This is a genomic window from Roseisalinus antarcticus, from assembly GCF_900172355.1.
Classification (GTDB): Bacteria; Pseudomonadota; Alphaproteobacteria; order Rhodobacterales; family Rhodobacteraceae; genus Oceanicola; species Oceanicola antarcticus_A.
Map to the genome: position 1 here is coordinate 46,367 of NZ_FWFZ01000023.1, position 16,980 is coordinate 63,346.

The window sequence follows — 16,980 nt, forward strand, 5'->3', positions numbered from 1 at the left end:
CCATGACGACCTATGATGCCGATTGGGCCGCGCAGGAAGAGACCAAGCGCAAGTGGATGGCCGAGAACTCGATGTTCCGCGAAGAGGACGAACATGCCTCCTGCGGCGTGGGGCTCGTGGTGTCTCTGGACGGGTCCCGCTCGCGCCAGGTGGTCGAGAACGCGATCAAGGCGCTCAAGGCGATCTGGCACCGGGGCGCGGTCGATGCCGATGGCCGGACCGGCGACGGCGCCGGCATCCATGTGCAGATCCCGGCCGACTTCTTCTATGACCAGATCCGCCGCACCGGGCACGAGCCGCGCATGGATCAGCTGATGGCTGTGGGCCAGGTCTTTCTGCCGCGCACCGATTTCGGGGCGCAGGAGACCTGCCGCACGATCGTGGAATCCGAAGTCCTGCGGATGGGCTACTACATCTATGGCTGGCGGCACGTCCCGGTCGATGTCTCGGTGCTGGGCGAAAAGGCCAACGCGACCCGCCCCGAGATCGAGCAGATCCTGATCTCCAACTCCAAGGGGGTGGACGAAGAGACCTTCGAGCGCGAGCTTTACGTCATCCGCCGCCGGATCGAGAAGGCCGCCGCCGCCGCCCAGGTGCCGCAGCTGTATCTTGCGTCGCTGTCCTGCCGGTCGATCATCTACAAGGGCATGATGCTGGCCCAGGACGTGGCCGAGTTCTATCGCGACCTGCTGGACGAGCGGTTCACCTCGGCCTTCGCGATCTATCACCAGCGGTATTCGACCAACACCTTCCCCCAGTGGTGGCTGGCGCAGCCGTTCCGGATGCTGGCCCACAACGGCGAGATCAACACGCTCAAGGGCAACCTCAACTGGATGAAGAGCCACGAGATCCGGATGGCCTCGGCCACGTTCGGCGACATGGCGGGCGATATCAAGCCGATCGTGCCGCAGGGATCGTCGGATTCTGCCGCGCTCGATTCGGTGTTCGAGGTGCTGGTCCGCGCCGGCCGCACCGCGCCCATGGCCAAGACCATGCTGGTGCCCGAAAGCTGGTCGAAGCAGGCCGAAGAACTGCCCGAGGCCTGGCGCGACATGTATGCCTATTGCAACGCCGTGATGGAGCCCTGGGACGGCCCCGCAGCCCTGGCCATGACCGACGGCCGCTGGGTCTGCGCCGGACTTGACCGGAACGGCCTGCGCCCGATGCGCTATGTCGTCACCGGCGACGGCCTGCTGATCGCCGGGTCCGAGGCGGGGATGGTGCCCGTGGACGAAGGCTCCGTCCGCGAGAAAGGGGCGCTGGGCCCCGGCCAGATGATCGCCGTCGATATGGCGGAGGGCACACTCTATCACGATGTCGAGCTCAAGAACCGGCTGGCGGCCGCGCAGCCGTTCTCCGACTGGGTCGGCAAGATCAACGAACTCGACAGCCTGCTGGCCGGCGTCACCGAAGCGCCGATCCACACCGGTTCCGATCTGCGCCGCCGGCAGATCGCCGCGGGCTTCACCGTCGAAGAGCTGGAACAGATCCTCGCGCCCATGGCCGAGGACGGCAAGGAGGCCATCGCCTCCATGGGCGACGACACGCCGCCCGCGGTGCTGTCGGACAAGTATCGCCCGCTCAGCCACTACTTCCGGCAGAACTTCAGCCAGGTTACGAACCCGCCGATCGACAGCCTGCGCGAATTCCGCGTCATGTCGCTCAAGACCCGGTTCGGCAACCTGAAGAACGTGCTGGACGAGGACAGCTCGCAGACCGAGATCCTGGTGCTGGACAGCCCGTTCGTGGGCAACGCGCAATGGGATGCGCTCAAGACCGCGTTCAACGCGCCCTGCGTCGAGATCGACTGCACCTTCCCGGTCGACGCCAACCGCCAGACGCTGCGCGAGGGGCTGGATCGAATCCGGGCCGAGGCCGAGGATGCCGTGCGGTCCGGCGGCGGCCACATCATCCTGACCGACCAACATGCGAGCGAGGACAAGGTCGCGATGCCGATGATCCTCGCCACGTCGGCGGTGCATTCCTGGCTGACGCGCAAGGGGCTGCGGACCTTCTGCTCGATCAACGTGCGATCGGCGGAATGCATCGACCCGCATTACTTCGCGGTGCTGATCGGCTGCGGCGCGACGGTGGTGAACGCCTATCTCGCCGAGGACAGCCTGGCCGACAGGATCGAGCGCGGGCTGCTCGACTGCTCCCTCACGGAGGCCGTCGCGCGGTATCGCAAGGCGATCGACGCGGGCCTGCTCAAGATCATGTCGAAGATGGGCATTTCCGTCGTGTCGTCCTATCGCGGCGGGCTGAACTTCGAGGCCGTCGGCCTGAGCCGCGCCATGGTGGCCGAGTTCTTCCCCGGCATGCACAGCCGGATCTCGGGCATCGGTGTCTCGGGCATCCAGAAGAAGGCCGAAGAAGTGCACGCGCGGGGCTTCAAGGGAGGGCGCGACATCCTGCCCATCGGCGGCTTCTACAAGTCGCGCCGCTCGGGCGAGACCCACGCATGGGGCGCCACCTCGATGCACATCCTGCAATCGGCCTGCGACCGGGCCTCCTACGAGATCTGGAAGCAGTATTCCAAGGCGATGCAATCGGCCCCGCCGATCCACCTGCGCGACCTGCTGGCGATCAAGCCGATGGGGGATGCGGTGCCGATCGAAGAGGTGGAAAGCATCACCTCGATCCGCAAGCGCTTTGTCACGCCGGGGATGTCGCTGGGCGCGCTGTCGCCCGAGGCGCACAAGACCCTGAACGTCGCGATGAACCGGATCGGCGCCAAGTCCGACAGCGGCGAGGGCGGCGAGGACCCGGCGCATTTCGTGCCCGAGCCCAACGGCGACAACCCGTCGGCAAAGATCAAGCAGGTCGCCTCGGGCCGCTTCGGCGTGACCGCAGAATACCTCAACCAGTGCGAAGAGCTGGAGATCAAGGTGGCCCAGGGCGCCAAGCCCGGCGAGGGCGGCCAGCTGCCCGGCATGAAGGTCACCGACCTGATCGCCCGGCTGCGGCATTCGACCAAGGGCGTCACGCTGATCAGCCCGCCGCCACACCACGACATCTACTCGATCGAGGATCTGGCGCAGCTGATCTATGACCTCAAGCAGATCAACCCGCGCGCCAAGGTGACGGTCAAGCTGGTGGCGTCTTCTGGCGTCGGCACCATTGCCGCCGGCGTGGCCAAGGCCAAGGCCGATGTGATCCTGATTTCGGGTCACAACGGCGGCACCGGGGCGAGCCCCGCGACCAGCATCAAGTATGCCGGCCTGCCGTGGGAAATGGGCCTGACCGAGGCGCACCAGGTGCTTGCGATGAACAACCTGCGCGACCGGGTGACGCTGCGCACCGACGGCGGGCTTCGGACCGGCCGCGACATCGTCATGGCGGCAATGCTGGGGGCCGAGGAATACGGCATCGGCACCGCAGCCCTCATCGCCATGGGCTGCATCATGGTGCGCCAGTGCCAGTCCAACACCTGCCCCGTGGGCGTCTGCACCCAGGACGAGGCGCTGCGCGGCAAGTTCACCGGCAACGCCGAGAAGGTCGTGAACCTCATCACCTTCTACGCCACCGAGGTGCGCGAGATCCTGGCCTCTATCGGGGCGCGCAGCCTGGATGACGTGATCGGGCGGGCGGATCTGCTGACGCAGGTCTCGCGCGGGTCCGCGCATCTGGACGACCTGGACTTGAACCCGCTTCTGATCACCGTCGACGGGGCCGAGCACATCACTTACGACCGCACCAAGCCGCGCAACGCCGTGGCCGAGACGCTCGATTCCGAAATCGTCAAGGACGCCGCCCGCTTTCTCGAGGACGGAGAGAAGATGCAGCTGCAATACGCGGTGCAGAACACCCTGCGCACCATCGGCACCCGCACGTCGAGCCATATCGTGAAGCGGTTCGGGATGCGCAACGACCTGCAGCCCGATCACCTGACGGTGAAGCTGAACGGCTCGGCCGGCCAGTCCCTGGGGGCGTTCGCGGCGCCCGGGCTCAAGCTGGAGGTGTCGGGCGATGCCAACGACTACGTCGGCAAGGGCCTGTCGGGGGGCACCATCGTGGTGCGGCCGCCCATGGCCTCGCCGCTGGTTGCGTCCGAGAACACGATCATCGGCAACACCGTGCTTTATGGCGCGACGGACGGCTACCTCTTCGCCGCGGGCCGCGCGGGCGAGCGGTTCGCCGTGCGGAACTCGGGCGCGAAGGTGGTGATCGAGGGCTGCGGGTCGAACGGGTGCGAATACATGACCGGCGGCGTCGCGGTCATTCTCGGCCCAGTCGGCGCGAACTTCGGCGCGGGGATGACCGGGGGGATGGCCTATCTCTACGATCCCGAGGGGGTGTCCGCGCAATTGCTGAACATGGAAACGCTGGTGACCTGCCCGGTGACCGTCGACCATTGGCATGACCAGCTGCACGGCCTGGTCAAGCGGCACCTTGCCGAAACCGGCAGTCGAAAGGCGGCGGACATCCTCCAGCACTGGTCCGAGGAGCTGCCGAATTTCGTGCAGGTCTGCGCGATCGAGATGCTGGACAAGCTGTCCTATCCGCTGGGGATCGAAGACTCCCGCATGCCGGCGGAATGACATCCGGCGGTTCCGCCCGCTTTTCGCGGGCGGGGCCGTTCCCAGGCGGGGCCGTGCCGGAGCAACCTCGCAGATCTGACGCACTGACCCCGAGCGATCTGCTTTTGGCGGGCCTGACGGCCCCCGATCCCGGCCGCGCGGACCGGCAAAAGATCGGTGCCGGCGCGATTCGGCCTTAATTGTTTCTTATTCGCGACGAATTAGGCGGTAACCCTCTCGACTGTTCACAATTGGGCTGGGGCAGGCGACATGGTAGAGCTGAGAGTGGAGGCCGGCGGGCCGCGACTGCGCACAATCGTGACCGCCACGCTACGTCCGCAAAAATCGAGACAGGCAGAATGGCAGCGAAGGCAAATCGGACTCGCAAAGCAAAGGCGCCTGACGGCAAGGAAGGACAATTCAGGCCCTTGCTTTGGATTCGGCGCTGGACTTTCAGGCTTGTCGGGGGATTTGCCGTGCTGACGCTACTCTTTGTGACGATGTTCTCGTGGGTGAACCCGCCCACGACGCCCTACATGTTTTCCGAAGGCCGCCGGCTGGATGGTCTGACGCGGGAATGGGTTTCGATGGAAGAGATCGCGCCGGTCATGGCGCGGGCCGCGGTCGCCGCCGAGGATGCGAACTTCTGTCGTCACTGGGGGCTCGACCTGACCGCGATCCGTGCGGCCATGTCCGAAGGCGGGCAACGCGGCGGCTCCACCATCTCGCAGCAGGTCGTCAAGAACGTGTTCCTCTGGCACGGACGCAGCTACACCCGAAAGGCCCTCGAAGCGATGCTGACCCCGGTGATGGAGGCGATCTGGACTAAGCGACGGATCCTCGAGGTCTACCTCAACGTGGCCGAATTTGACGAAGGCGTCTTTGGCGTCGAGGCCGCGGCGCAACATTACTACGGCATCTCGGCGCTCGATCTGTCGGCCACGCAGGCGGGCCTTCTGGCCGCCCTGCTGCCGTCGCCCAAGACGCGGTCGGCGTCCAATCCGTCCGGCTACATGCGCGAGCGCGGACAGCAGATCGTCGATGGCGCCGCGACAATCGAGCGCGACGGCCGCGCGGCCTGTTTCGAGGCGACATCCGGCTGAGCGACCGGCGCGCGCTGTTGAATACGGGGTCAAATCGCGGCATGAGGGGGTATTCGCGCCCCGCTGGAAGACCTCGCCCATGAACCGGCTGTATCACTATCCGTTGTCCCCGTTCTCCCGAAAGGTGCGCCTTTCGATGGGAGAGAAGAAGCTCGAGGTCGAGCTGGTGGAGGAACGATACTGGGAACAGGACCCGGAATTCCTGCGCCGGAACCCTGCCGGCAAGGTCCCCGTGCTGAAATATGGCAACCGGCTGCTGGCCGACAGCACCGCGATCTGCGAATTCCTCGAAGAGGTGCAGCCCTCGCCGGCCCTGCTGCCGCGCCACGCCGAGGATCGCTACGAGGTGCGCCGCCTGGTGGCCTGGTTCGACGACAAGTTCCATGGCGAGGTGACCTCCAAGCTGATGGGCGAGCGGGTGTTCCGCAAGGTCATGGGCACGGGCTATCCGGATTCGGCGAACGTCAAGGCCGGGGCCCGCGCCATCAAGGAACATCTCGACTACATGGAATCCCTGCTGGACCAGCGCCGCTGGCTCGCGGGCAACGAGATGAGCCTGGCCGATTTCGCCGCGGCCGCGCAGCTGTCGTGCCTCGATTACGTGTCGGACGTGGACTGGAACCGATCGAGCGTGGTGAAGGACTGGTACGCCAAGATCAAGTCGCGCCCGGCGTTCCGGTCGATCCTCGCGGACCAGATCCCGGGGTTCCCGCCGCCGTCCCATTACGCGGACCTTGATTTCTGAAGCCCGGCGGCGCCCCGCATGCCTGAGGAGCGATGATGGACCCGTTGAAGGAGCGGCTGCGGGAATTTGCCATCGAGGCCGGGTTCTCCGCCATGGGAATTTGCCGGCCCGACGCGATCCCCGAGTCGGCCGGCCGGCTGGCGGCCTTCGTCGCCGACGGGCGACACGGGCAGATGGGCTGGATGGCTGAGCGGATGGGCTGGCGCGGCGACCCGACGGCGCTCTGGCCCGAGGCGCGGTCGGTGGTGATGCTGGCCGAGGCCTATACGCCCGAACACGACCCGCTGGCGGTGCTGGACCGGCCGGAGCTGGGCGCGATCAGCGTCTACGCCCAGGGGCGCGACTACCACGACCTGGTGAAGAAGCGGCTGAAGCGCGTGGGCCGCTGGCTGCTGGAGCAGGCCGACCAGGACGCGGAGTCTGCGCATCAGATCAAGGTGTTCGTCGACACCGCCCCGGTGATGGAAAAACCGCTGGCCCAGGCCGCCGGCCTCGGCTGGCAGGGCAAGCACACCAACGTTCTGGGGCGCGAGCTTGGCAACTGGGTCTTTCTGGGCGCGATCTTCACCACCATCGACCTGCCCCCGGACGAGGCCGAGGCGGAGCATTGCGGCACCTGCACCCGCTGCCTCGACATCTGCCCGACGGAGGCTTTTCCCGCGCCGTTCCAGCTCGATGCGCGGCGCTGTATCTCTTACCTGACGATCGAGCATCGCGGGCCGGTGGCAGAGGATCTGCGCGAGAAGATGGGCAACCGGATCTACGGCTGCGACGATTGCCTGGCGGTCTGCCCCTGGAACAAGTTCGCCACCGAGGCCCGCGAGATGCGCTATCTGCGGCAGGACGGCCCGCCCGCGCTGGCCGAGCTCGCCGCGCTGGATGATGCCGCATTCCGCGCCCGTTTCTCCGGCTCGCCGATCAAGCGGATCGGGATCGCGCGGTTCCTGCGCAACGTGCTCTATGCCATCGGCAATTCCGGTGACCCCGGATTGCTGCCCGCGGCCAGGGCCCATCTGGCAAGCGATGACGCGACCGTGACCGATGCGGCGCGCTGGGCGGTGGCCCGATTGCGGAACCACATGTGACCCGCGGGGTTGAGTCGCCGAACCCACCGAGTGCGGAGATCAACATGACCCTGAGCCGACCCCTGACCCTAGCCGCCGCGATCTGTGCGCCCGCCGTTCTGGCCGCTCAGGGAGCGCCCGTCCAGCAGGGCGCGGCCAATGCCGATTTCGAGCCTGCCTTCGCCGAACAGACCCGCGCCCCCGCCATGGATGGCCCCGAGGTGACCCATGCGCCCTTCGCAGAAGGTCTGGTGCATCCCTGGGGCATCGCCGCCCTGCCTGGCGGCGGATACCTGGTGACGGAGCGGCCCGGGCGGCTGCGCCAGGTGTCGGCGGACGGGACCGTGATGGAGCCGATCTCGGGCGTGCCAGAGGTTGACGCCCGGCGCCAAGGCGGGCTTCTGGACGTGGCGGTGCGCGATGATTTCGCCGACACCCGGCGCGTCTGGCTGACCTATGCCAAGATGATCGACGATGGCACGGTGACGGCCGCGGCGACGGCCGTGCTCTCGGCGGACGGCACCACGCTGGAGGACGTGCAGGAGATTTTCGTGCAGCAGCCCGGCTCCTCCAACCCGGCGCATTACGGCAGCCGGATCGTGTTCGAGCCCGGCACCGACAATGTCTTCATCACCACCGGAGAGCACTTTTCGCAGCGCGACCGCCAGCTGGCTCAGGATCTCGATACGACCTACGGCAAGGTTGTCCGGGTGAACGCGCTGGACGGCAGCGCCCCGGAAGACAATCCCAATGTCGGAGAGGACGGCATCGACACGATCTGGTCCTACGGCCACCGCAACCTGCAGGGCGCGGCCATCCATCCCGAGACCGACGCGCTCTGGACGATCGAGCATGGACCCGCCGGCGGCGACGAGCTGAACCGGCCGGTGCCGGGGCGCAACTACGGTTGGCCCGTGATCTCCTACGGGGTGAACTACAGCGGCTCTCCGGTCGGCTCGGGCGAGGCGGTCCGCGAGGGCATGGAACAGCCGGTTTACTACTGGGACCCCGTGATCGCGCCGGGCGGCATGATCTGGTACGAGGGAGAGATGTTTCCCGAGTGGCAGGGCGACCTGCTGATCGGCGGGCTGGTGGCGGCTTCGGTCGTGCGGCTCGACCTCGAAGACGGCCGCGTGACGGGCGAAGAGCGTGTCGCCCAGGGTATTGGCCGGGTGCGCGATGTAGAAGAGGCGCCCGACGGGGCCCTGCTGGTGCTGATCGACGCGCCGGAGGGCGGTATCGACAGGATCGAGCGGGCGCAATGACGGTTGCGGCGCCATGAGGGCGCCCGCACCCCTCGTCCGCGCAGCGCATTGGGCCGAGCGGATGGCCGTGCGGCTGCTGACCCGGTCCAGCCCCGGCGGCCCGCCCGTGCTAGAGCCCTATATCGGCTTTGCCGGACCCGAACACCTGGTGTTGCGGGGGCGGGTGCTGACCGCGCTGCGACGCAGTGCGACGAGACCCGAGCACGGGCGGCTGACCAACCTGCGCCAGATGATCCGCCTGTTCCTCACCGACGAGGTGTCGGGCGTGCTGATCGAGGCGCGGGGCGTTCAGGCAAGATCCGACGACGAGGGCTATTTCACCCTGCGCGTGCCCCGGCAGGACGACCCGCCGGGCTGGGCAAGCGTCCCGGCTCATTTGCCGGAGGCACATGGCGACGCGGCGCCCGAGGGCGTGCCCACGATGCTGACCGCCTTCGTGCCGGAGGCAGAGGCGCGGTTCGGCGTGATCTCGGACATCGACGACACGATAATGGAGACCGGCGCATGGCGCCCCGTCCGGATGGCCTGGACCTCGCTGACAGGCAACACCCTGACCCGCCGGATCTTTCCCGACGCGGTGCGGCTGATGGCGGTGCTGTCGGACGAGGGCCGGAACCCGGTGTTCTACGTCAGCTCCAGCCCCTGGAACCTTCACGACTTCCTGATCCGGGTCTTCCTGCGCCACGGCCTCGCCGACGGGCCGCTGTTCCTGCGGGACTTCGGCATCTCGAAAACCGGGTTCATCGCCGACGACCACGGCACCCACAAGTCCTCGGCGATTGACGAGATCCTGTCCGCCACCCCGGACCTGCCGTTCGTTCTGGTGGGCGACACCGGCCAGCAGGATGCCGCGATCTATGCCTCGGTGGTGCGGCGTCACCCGGGGCGGGTCGCGCGGGTGGTGCTGCGGGTCCCTGACAAGGGCACCGATGCCGCCGACGAGGTGCATGTCCGCGTGATCCGCGACAACGACATCCCCGTGAACATTGGCCGGGATTTCTCCGAGGCGCTCGGGGCTCTGGAACCTTCGGGCGGCCAGGCGTAAAGCCGGGGCCATGACGACGCAGCCGAACCCCACGCGGGGCATCCTTCTGACCTGTGGGGCGGTGACCCTGTTCACCGTGATGACGGCCTTCATCAAGGCCGCCGATGACATCCCGGCGGGTCAGGCGATGTTCTTCCGGTCGTTCTTCGCCATGCCGGTCGTGCTGGGCTGGCTCGCGATGACCGGCGGTCTCAAGGGCGGTGTGCGGACGACCAACTGGCGCGCCCATGCGCTGCGCGGGGTCGTGGGCTCGACCGCCATGGGGCTGGGCTTTGCCGGGCTGAAGTTCCTGCCGCTGCCTGAGGTCACCGCGATCCGCTTCGTCACGCCGGTCATCCTGGTGGTTCTGGCCGCGCTGATGCTGGGCGAGCGGCTTCGCATGATCCGGATCACCGCGGTCACCGTCGGGCTGGTCGGCGTCGTCATCATCACCCTGCCGCGCTTCACCGCGGGGCTTGGCACGGCCGAGGCGCTGGGCGCGATGCTGACGCTCGGCTCCGCCTGCCTCGCCGCTCTGGCGCAGGTCTTCGTCAAGTCCATGTCGGGCCGGGAATCGACCGCCGCCATCGTCTTCTACTTCTCTCTGACGGCGTCGGTGCTGGCGCTGTTCACCCTGCCGTTCGGCTGGGTCTGGCCATCTGCCTGGGAGTTGGCGCTGCTGCTTGGCGCCGCGCTCTTCGGCGGGATCGCGCAGATCCTCGTGACCTCGTCCTACCGCTTTGCCGATGCCGGGGTGCTGGCGCCGTTCACGTACCTCTCGATGCTCTGGTCGATCGTGATCGGCTTTCTGTGGTTCGCCGAGGTGCCGACGCTCGAGATGCTCGCCGGCGCAACGCTGATCATTGCCGCGGGCGTGGCGATCGTGCTGCGCGAACGGCAGCTGGGTATGCAGACCACCGCGCGCCGCAAGGTCGACGCCAAGAGCCTGCTGTAGCCATTCCGCGCCGGCGGCCCTAGACTCCGCCCCGTCACAGTTTCAGTCCGGAGGCCCCCATGCATTCCCCCGACACCGCCCTGCTGGTCATCGACGTCCAGAACGACTTCTGCCCGGGCGGCGCCCTTGCCGTCGCCGGCGGCGGAGAGATCGTGCCCGGCATCAACGCGCTGATGCCCGAGTTCGCCGCCGTCGTGCTGACGCAGGACTGGCATCCGGCGGGGCATTCCTCCTTCGCCTCCGAACATCCCGGCAAGGCGCCGATGGAAATGATCGAGATGCCCTACGGCCAGCAGGTGCTCTGGCCCGATCATTGCGTGCAGGGCTCTGACGGCGCGGCCTTTCATCCGGATCTGCACACGGACCCGGCCGACATGGTGATCCGCAAGGGCTTCCGCCCCGAGATCGACAGCTATTCGGCGTTCTTCGAGAACGACCACGAGACCCCGACCGGGCTGGAGGGCTATTTGCGCACGCGGGGCATCTCGAAGCTGGTGGTCGTCGGGCTCGCCACGGATTTCTGCGTGAATTACTCCGCCGTGGACGCCGCGAAGCTTGGGTTCAGCGTGGAGCTTCGCACGGAGCTTTGCCGCGGGATCGACCTTGGCGGCTCGCTCGCCGCTGCCATGACCGGCATGAAAGACGCCGGCGTCTCGATATCCTGACCTCGAAAGGCCTTCCCATGATCCGTAGCTTCGCCGTCCTGGCCTGCCTCGCCCTCGCCTCGCCATCCCTTGCCGCCTGCCCGGATCCGGCCGCGCTTGACGGTGACGGCATCGTCATGGCCTTCGACGACGGTGGTGTCGGGGTGCTGCGGCGCCAGCCCGACAACCTTGTCCGCGAGGACAATATCTATCAGCTTCCCGGCGAGGATTTCTATCATTCCGTGGGGATCTATGAACGCGGCCTGATCCCGGTGGTGGAGTTCGAGCTGAACGAGGCCGGAGAGACCCTGTCGGAATCGGTCTACACCACGACCTATGCCAGCGATCCGCTTGCGGCCTTCGACCTCGCACCGGGTGAAAGCCTGACCGTCGATTTCGCCGAAGAGGGCCCCGCAAGCGACACCGGCACCTTGACCATCCTGCGGGGCGAGGACGCGCCCTTCGTGTTGGGTGATTGCGAGACGCCGGCCATCGCCTTCACCTTCAAGAAGACCCACTCGGACGGGTCCTGGATCCAGCCCGAGTTCGCCTATCTGACCGACTACGGCGTCGCTATCTTCATGCGCTCGACCTTCGATGACGGCTCCACGATGGAATTCGCGCCGGTGTCGTGGAATTGACGACGGGCGTCAGTCCTTGGACCGCTCCACATAGGTGGCGTCTTCGGTGTTGACGACGACGCGGGTGCCGACGCCGATATGGGGCGGGACCATGACGCGCACGCCGTTGTCGGCGATCGCGGGCTTGTAGGACGAGGAGGCCGTCTGGCCCTTCACCACGGGCTCGGTCTCGGCGATCTCGACGGTGACCTTCTGCGGAAGCTGCAGCGCGATGGCGATCTCGTTGTAGACCGACAGGTAGACCTTCATCCCGTCCTGCAACCAGACCTTGGAATCGCCGACGACGTCGGGGGTCACGGTGAGCTGCTCGAAGGTGTTCGGCTCCATGAAGTGATAGCCCTCGCCGTCCTCGTAGAGAAAGTCGAATTCGCTTTCTTCCACGTGGGCGCGCTCGACGCTTTCGGTGGTGCGCCAGCGCTCGGACACCTTGTTGCCGTCGGCCAGGCGGCGCATGTCAACCTGGGTGACGGGCGTGCCCTTTCCGGGGTGGAAATTCTGGGCCGAGAGGATGACATAGAGCTTGTCGTCGATCTCGACGACGTTGCCCTTGCGCAGTTGCGAGGCGATGACTTTCACGGGGGGCTCCTTCGCGAGAACCTGGAATTTCGGACTAGAGGCGCTGGTAGCGCATCAAGCGGCAGAGGGCCAGCCATGTCATGGTGGGACAAACAGCATCACGCCGACCGCCGGCCGCTGCTGCTGACGCGCAACCGAATACAGGCGGCGATCCGGGCCTGGTTCGCCGATGAAGGCTTCGTCGAGGTCGATCCGGCTTGCATGGTCGTCTCGCCCGGCAACGAGACCCATCTGCACGCCTTCGAGACAGAGGTGGTGGCGCCCGACCTGTCGCGCAGCCGCCGCTTTCTGCACACCTCGCCGGAATACGCGATGAAAAAGCTGCTGGCGGCGGGGGAGGAGCGCATCTTTGCCTTCTCCCACGTCTGGCGGAACCGCGAGGGCGGGCCGCGCCATGGCAATGAATTCGTGATGCTCGAATGGTATCGCGCCCACGCGCCCTATGACCGGATCATGCGCGATTGCGCCGATCTGCTGGCCGTCGCCGCGCGGGCGGCCGGCGGCGGGCCGTTCCGCCATGGCGCATTTTCCTGCGATCCGTTTGCGCCGCCCCAGCGCGTGACCCTGGCCGAGGCCTTTGCCGCGCAGGGCATGGACCTGTTGTCCACCCTGCCGGAGGGCGTGCCCGACGCGGCGCGGATGCGGGCCGAGCTTGATGGCGCCGGCATCGGCCACGCCGCGGCCGACAGCTGGTCCGACATGTTCTCTCGCGCCCTGGTCGCCCGGATAGAACCGGGACTGGGGGCCGGGCAGGCGGTTTGCCTCGACGAATACCCCGCGCCCGAAGCGGCCCTCGCCCGGCGCTCGGCGAAGGATGCCCGGGTGGCCGAGCGGTTCGAGCTTTATGCCTGCGGGGTGGAGCTCGCCAACGGCTTCGGAGAGCTGACGGACCCCGCCGAACAGCGCGCCCGGTTCGAGGCCGACATGGACCTGAAGCAGGCGATCTACGGCGAGCGCTATCCCCTGGACGAGGATTTCCTGGCCGCGCTCGCCCATATGCCGCCCGCCTCCGGCGTGGCGCTGGGCTTCGACCGGCTGGTGATGCTGGCCACGGGCGCCCCGCGCCTTTCGGACGTGGTCTGGACCCCCAGCGCCTGAGGCCGCGCCGGGCCCGGCGGCTCGCATGGGCCAGAGGCGCCGGCGACGCGGGTTGACTTTCGACCCGCCATGCCCCACTTGCAACTCAACGTGTCCGTTCTGCCGCGTGAGCAGAGGGCCAGCCACCGACGGAAGCGTCGCGCGGCATCCGGGCCACAGGCGAACGTTGAACTTGTTTCCGACATCACGCGTGGAGGCAGCGCCGGGAGGCTTCGGACAGGGTGTCCGACGTCATCGATCCTGGTGCGCATCACACACTCGCCGGATGTTGTCCGGTGCTCACCGGGCAATATGTCCGGCGAAAGGGACTTATGACTTTTGAAGACCTGGGGCTCGCCCCCCGCCTTACCGCCCGCCTGACCGAGCTGGGCCTCGTCGATCCGACGCCGATCCAGCAAAAGGCGATCCCGGTCGCCATGGAAGGCCGCGACGTCATGGGCCTCGCCCAGACCGGCACCGGCAAGACCATGGCCTTCGGCCTGCCGCTTCTGCACGACCTCAACCGCCAGGGCCGCAATCCGGCTCCACGCCACGCGACCGGTCTTGTGCTGGCGCCCACGCGCGAGCTGGCCAAGCAGATCGCCGATAACCTTGCTGATCTGACCAAGGGCACGCACATGAAGGTCGTGCTGGTCGTCGGCGGCGGCTCCATCAAGCGGCAGATCGACCAGATGGCGCGCGGCGCCGATCTGTTGATCGCCACGCCGGGTCGCCTGATCGACCTGCTGGACCGCAAGGCCGTGAGCCTCGCCGCCACGCGGTTCCTGGTGCTGGACGAGGCCGACCAGATGCTCGACATGGGCTTCATCCATGCGCTGCGCCGGCTGGTGCCGCTGCTGCCGACCGAGCGTCAGACGATGCTGTTCTCGGCCACCATGCCGAAACTGATGGCCGACCTGTCCAAGCAGTTCCTCACCGACCCGGTGCGGATCGAGGTCTCGCCCCCCGGCAAGGCCGCCGACAAGGTCACGCAATGCGTGCACTTCGTCACCCAGTCCAACAAGCAGGCCCTGCTGATCGACCTTCTGTCCAAGCACCGGGGTGACCGCAGCCTCGTTTTCGCGCGGACCAAGCACGGCGCCGAGCGGCTGATGAAGAACCTCGACAAAGCCGGCTTCGACACCGCCTCGATCCATGGCAACAAGAGCCAGGGCCAGCGCGACCGCGCCATCAAGCAGTTCAAGGAAAACAAGATCGCCGTCCTGGTCGCCACCGACGTGGCCGCCCGTGGCATCGACATTCCGGGGATCGAGCAGGTCTACAACTACGATCTGCCCAACGTGCCCGAGAACTACGTCCACCGCATCGGCCGGACCGCCCGGAACGGCCTCGACGGCCAGGCCGTGGCCTTCTGTTCGGATGCCGAGATGAGCGAGCTGCGCGCGGTCGAAAAGGCGCTGGGCACCTCGATCCCGGTCGCCTCCGGCTCGCCGTGGGAGGCGCCCCGCGGGGCCGCCAAGCCGCGCGGTGGCAAGCCCAAGCCGCAGCAACAGCGCCGCCGTCGCCCCGAGAACCGCGGCCGCCCAGGCAACCGCCGCGCGGCCTGATCCGGCCAGCCTGACCGGACCCGAGCCCTGCGCCCACCCCCGGCGCAGGGCTTTTTCGTGCCTGCGGCCCCCCCCCGGGGGCGGACCCGCGCCCCCAGTCCCAGCTTTACCCCCGGCCGAGCGATTGCGATAACGTCCCGAACGGAGGAGCCCATGGTCGACATCGCCACCCGCGTCTGGAACCACAAGTGGAAGATCGACCCGATCGTCCGCTCGCTGATAGATACCGATTTCTACAAGCTGTTGATGTGCCAGTCGGTCTTCCGGAACCACCCGACCAAACAGGTCACCTTCTCGCTCATCAACCGGACCAGCGCGATCCGCCTGGCGGAGCTTGTCGACGAGGGCGAGCTGCGCGAGCAACTGGACCACATCCGTTCGCTCTCTCTCACCCGGGGGGAGAGCACGTGGCTGCGCGGCAACACCTTCTACGGCAAGCGCCAGATGTTCACGCCCGAGTTCATGGACTGGTTCGAGGGCTTCCGCCTGCCGCCCTACCACCTTGAAAAACGCGACGGCCAGTACGATCTGACGTTCGAGGGCAACTGGCCCGAGGTCATGCTGTGGGAGATACCCGCCCTCGCCGTCCTGATGGAGCTGCGCGGCCGCGCCGTGCTGCGCGACATGGGCCGGTTCGAACTTCAGGTGCTCTACGCCCGCGCCATGACCAAGCTGTGGGAAAAGGTGCAGATGCTGCGCCCGCTCGACGGGCTGAAGGTCGCCGATTTCGGCACCCGCCGGCGGCATTCCTTCCTGTGGCAGGATTGGGCCGTCCAGGCGATGTACGAGGGGCTGGGCAGCGCCTTCACCGGCACCTCGAACTGCCTGATCGCCAAGAACCGCGACCTCGAGGCGATCGGAACCAATGCCCACGAGATGCCGATGATCTACGCCGCCCTGGCCGAGGACGACGCTGCGCTGGCCCGTGCGCCCTACGACGTGCTGTCCGACTGGCACGAGGAACACGACGGCAACCTGCGGATCATCCTGCCCGACACCTACGGAACCGAGGGGTTCCTGCGGCGCGCCCCCGACTGGCTGGCGGGCTGGACCGGCATCCGCATCGACAGTGGCGACCCCGCCGAGGGCGCCGAGATCGCGATCCGCTGGTGGCGGTCCCGCGGCGAGGACCCGCGCGACAAGCTGGTGATCTTCTCCGACGGGCTGGACGCGGCCAAGATCGTGGAGCTGCACGCGCAATTTTTGGGCCGGGTCAAGGTCTCCTTCGGCTGGGGCACGATGCTGACCAACGACTTCCGCGGCCTCGCCCCGAACGAGGCGCTGGCCCCGTTTTCGCTCGTCTGCAAGGCGGTCTCCGCCGAGGGCCACCCCACGGTCAAGCTCTCCGACAACCCCCGCAAGGCGATGGGCCCGGAAAGCGAGATCGAGCGGTACAAGCGGGTGTTCGGGGTGGGCGAGCAGGTCGAGAGGGAGGTTGTGGTCTAGTCTTGTTTAGTCGCAGCCTCTCAGATCGAATGATTGAGCTTTCTGGAATAGTCGAGAAGCAAGGTGTGCCGGCTGAGGTGGCGCTCGACATCAGTGATGTTGAATGGCCGGATCCCATTGAGTTCGAGCCGGGGCAAGTCCAGATGGGGTATGACTCAGAACATAAACCTTACATCAGGATCAAAGATCAGGACCGTGACGTCGACAATGCACTTTGGTCCGTTGGGCTCAGGACTCATAGCCAAAAGATCACGGTTGCGGCGAGAGCAATGGCCGAGAGGAAGACCTTGGGACTTCGGTCATAGCGCGTGGCGACGCGCCTCCAGTCTTTCAAGCGTCCGAACATGATCTC

Annotated in this window: 13 protein-coding genes and 1 pseudogene; 12 read left to right on the top strand and 2 right to left on the bottom strand. The window is 67.0% G+C overall.

Going from position 1 to position 16,980, the window contains the following annotated elements; genetic code table 11:
- Positions 1-2 precede the first annotated feature (2 nt).
- The 9 genes from gltB (at position 3) to ROA7023_RS17245 (ending at position 11,961) form a co-directional block, all read left to right on the top strand.
- Positions 3-4,541, top strand: coding sequence for a glutamate synthase large subunit (gene gltB, locus ROA7023_RS17205; RefSeq protein ID WP_085880271.1), 4,539 nt, complete (start codon positions 3-5; stop codon positions 4,539-4,541).
- A gap of 338 nt (positions 4,542-4,879) precedes the next feature.
- Positions 4,880-5,623 (top strand): monofunctional biosynthetic peptidoglycan transglycosylase, encoded by a 744-nt coding sequence (mtgA, locus tag ROA7023_RS17210; protein ID WP_085880272.1) that lies wholly within the window; start codon positions 4,880-4,882, stop codon positions 5,621-5,623.
- A gap of 79 nt (positions 5,624-5,702) precedes the next feature.
- Positions 5,703-6,368: an FtsZ-binding protein FzlA gene (gene fzlA, locus ROA7023_RS17215; protein WP_085880273.1), complete on the top strand. Its 666-nt coding sequence runs from the start codon at positions 5,703-5,705 to the stop codon at positions 6,366-6,368.
- A gap of 35 nt (positions 6,369-6,403) precedes the next feature.
- Positions 6,404-7,453 carry a tRNA epoxyqueuosine(34) reductase QueG gene (gene queG / locus ROA7023_RS17220; RefSeq protein ID WP_085880286.1) on the top strand — a complete coding sequence of 350 codons (1,050 nt, stop codon included), beginning with the start codon at positions 6,404-6,406 and terminating at the stop codon, positions 7,451-7,453.
- Between the two features lie 44 nt (positions 7,454-7,497).
- Positions 7,498-8,697, top strand: a complete 1,200-nt coding sequence (locus ROA7023_RS17225) for a PQQ-dependent sugar dehydrogenase (protein ID WP_085880274.1) — start codon at positions 7,498-7,500, stop codon at positions 8,695-8,697.
- Positions 8,698-8,710: 13 nt separating this feature from the next.
- The gene (locus ROA7023_RS17230; RefSeq protein ID WP_085880275.1) at positions 8,711-9,742 is read left to right on the top strand and encodes an App1 family protein phosphatidate phosphatase; all 1,032 of its coding nucleotides are present in this window, start codon (positions 8,711-8,713) and stop codon (positions 9,740-9,742) included.
- A 10-nt stretch (positions 9,743-9,752) separates the two neighbouring features.
- Positions 9,753-10,676, top strand: a complete 924-nt coding sequence (locus ROA7023_RS17235) for a DMT family transporter (RefSeq protein ID WP_085880276.1) — start codon at positions 9,753-9,755, stop codon at positions 10,674-10,676.
- Positions 10,677-10,735: 59 nt separating this feature from the next.
- Positions 10,736-11,341 carry a bifunctional nicotinamidase/pyrazinamidase gene (gene pncA / locus ROA7023_RS17240; protein WP_085880277.1) on the top strand — a complete coding sequence of 202 codons (606 nt, stop codon included), beginning with the start codon at positions 10,736-10,738 and terminating at the stop codon, positions 11,339-11,341.
- A gap of 17 nt (positions 11,342-11,358) precedes the next feature.
- Positions 11,359-11,961: a hypothetical protein gene (locus ROA7023_RS17245; protein ID WP_085880278.1), complete on the top strand. Its 603-nt coding sequence runs from the start codon at positions 11,359-11,361 to the stop codon at positions 11,959-11,961.
- A 9-nt stretch (positions 11,962-11,970) separates the two neighbouring features.
- On the opposite strand, the gene efp is transcribed toward ROA7023_RS17245, so the two are convergent.
- Complete coding sequence (efp, locus tag ROA7023_RS17250; RefSeq protein ID WP_085880279.1) at positions 11,971-12,537, bottom strand: elongation factor P; 567 nt, start codon at positions 12,535-12,537, stop codon at positions 11,971-11,973.
- Between the two features lie 75 nt (positions 12,538-12,612).
- On the opposite strand from efp, the gene epmA reads away from it, so the two are divergent.
- The 3 genes from epmA (at position 12,613) to pncB (ending at position 16,628) form a co-directional block, all read left to right on the top strand.
- Positions 12,613-13,635: an EF-P lysine aminoacylase EpmA gene (gene epmA / locus ROA7023_RS17255; RefSeq protein WP_085880280.1), complete on the top strand. Its 1,023-nt coding sequence runs from the start codon at positions 12,613-12,615 to the stop codon at positions 13,633-13,635.
- 311 nt (positions 13,636-13,946) lie between these two features.
- Positions 13,947-15,182 carry a DEAD/DEAH box helicase gene (locus ROA7023_RS17260; RefSeq protein ID WP_085880281.1) on the top strand — a complete coding sequence of 412 codons (1,236 nt, stop codon included), beginning with the start codon at positions 13,947-13,949 and terminating at the stop codon, positions 15,180-15,182.
- A gap of 153 nt (positions 15,183-15,335) precedes the next feature.
- Positions 15,336-16,628 carry a nicotinate phosphoribosyltransferase gene (pncB, locus tag ROA7023_RS17265; protein ID WP_085880282.1) on the top strand — a complete coding sequence of 431 codons (1,293 nt, stop codon included), beginning with the start codon at positions 15,336-15,338 and terminating at the stop codon, positions 16,626-16,628.
- Positions 16,629-16,863: 235 nt separating this feature from the next.
- On the opposite strand, the pseudogene ROA7023_RS23955 reads toward pncB, so the two are convergent.
- Positions 16,864-16,980 (bottom strand): annotated as a pseudogene (locus ROA7023_RS23955) (IS5/IS1182 family transposase); the annotation flags it as partial.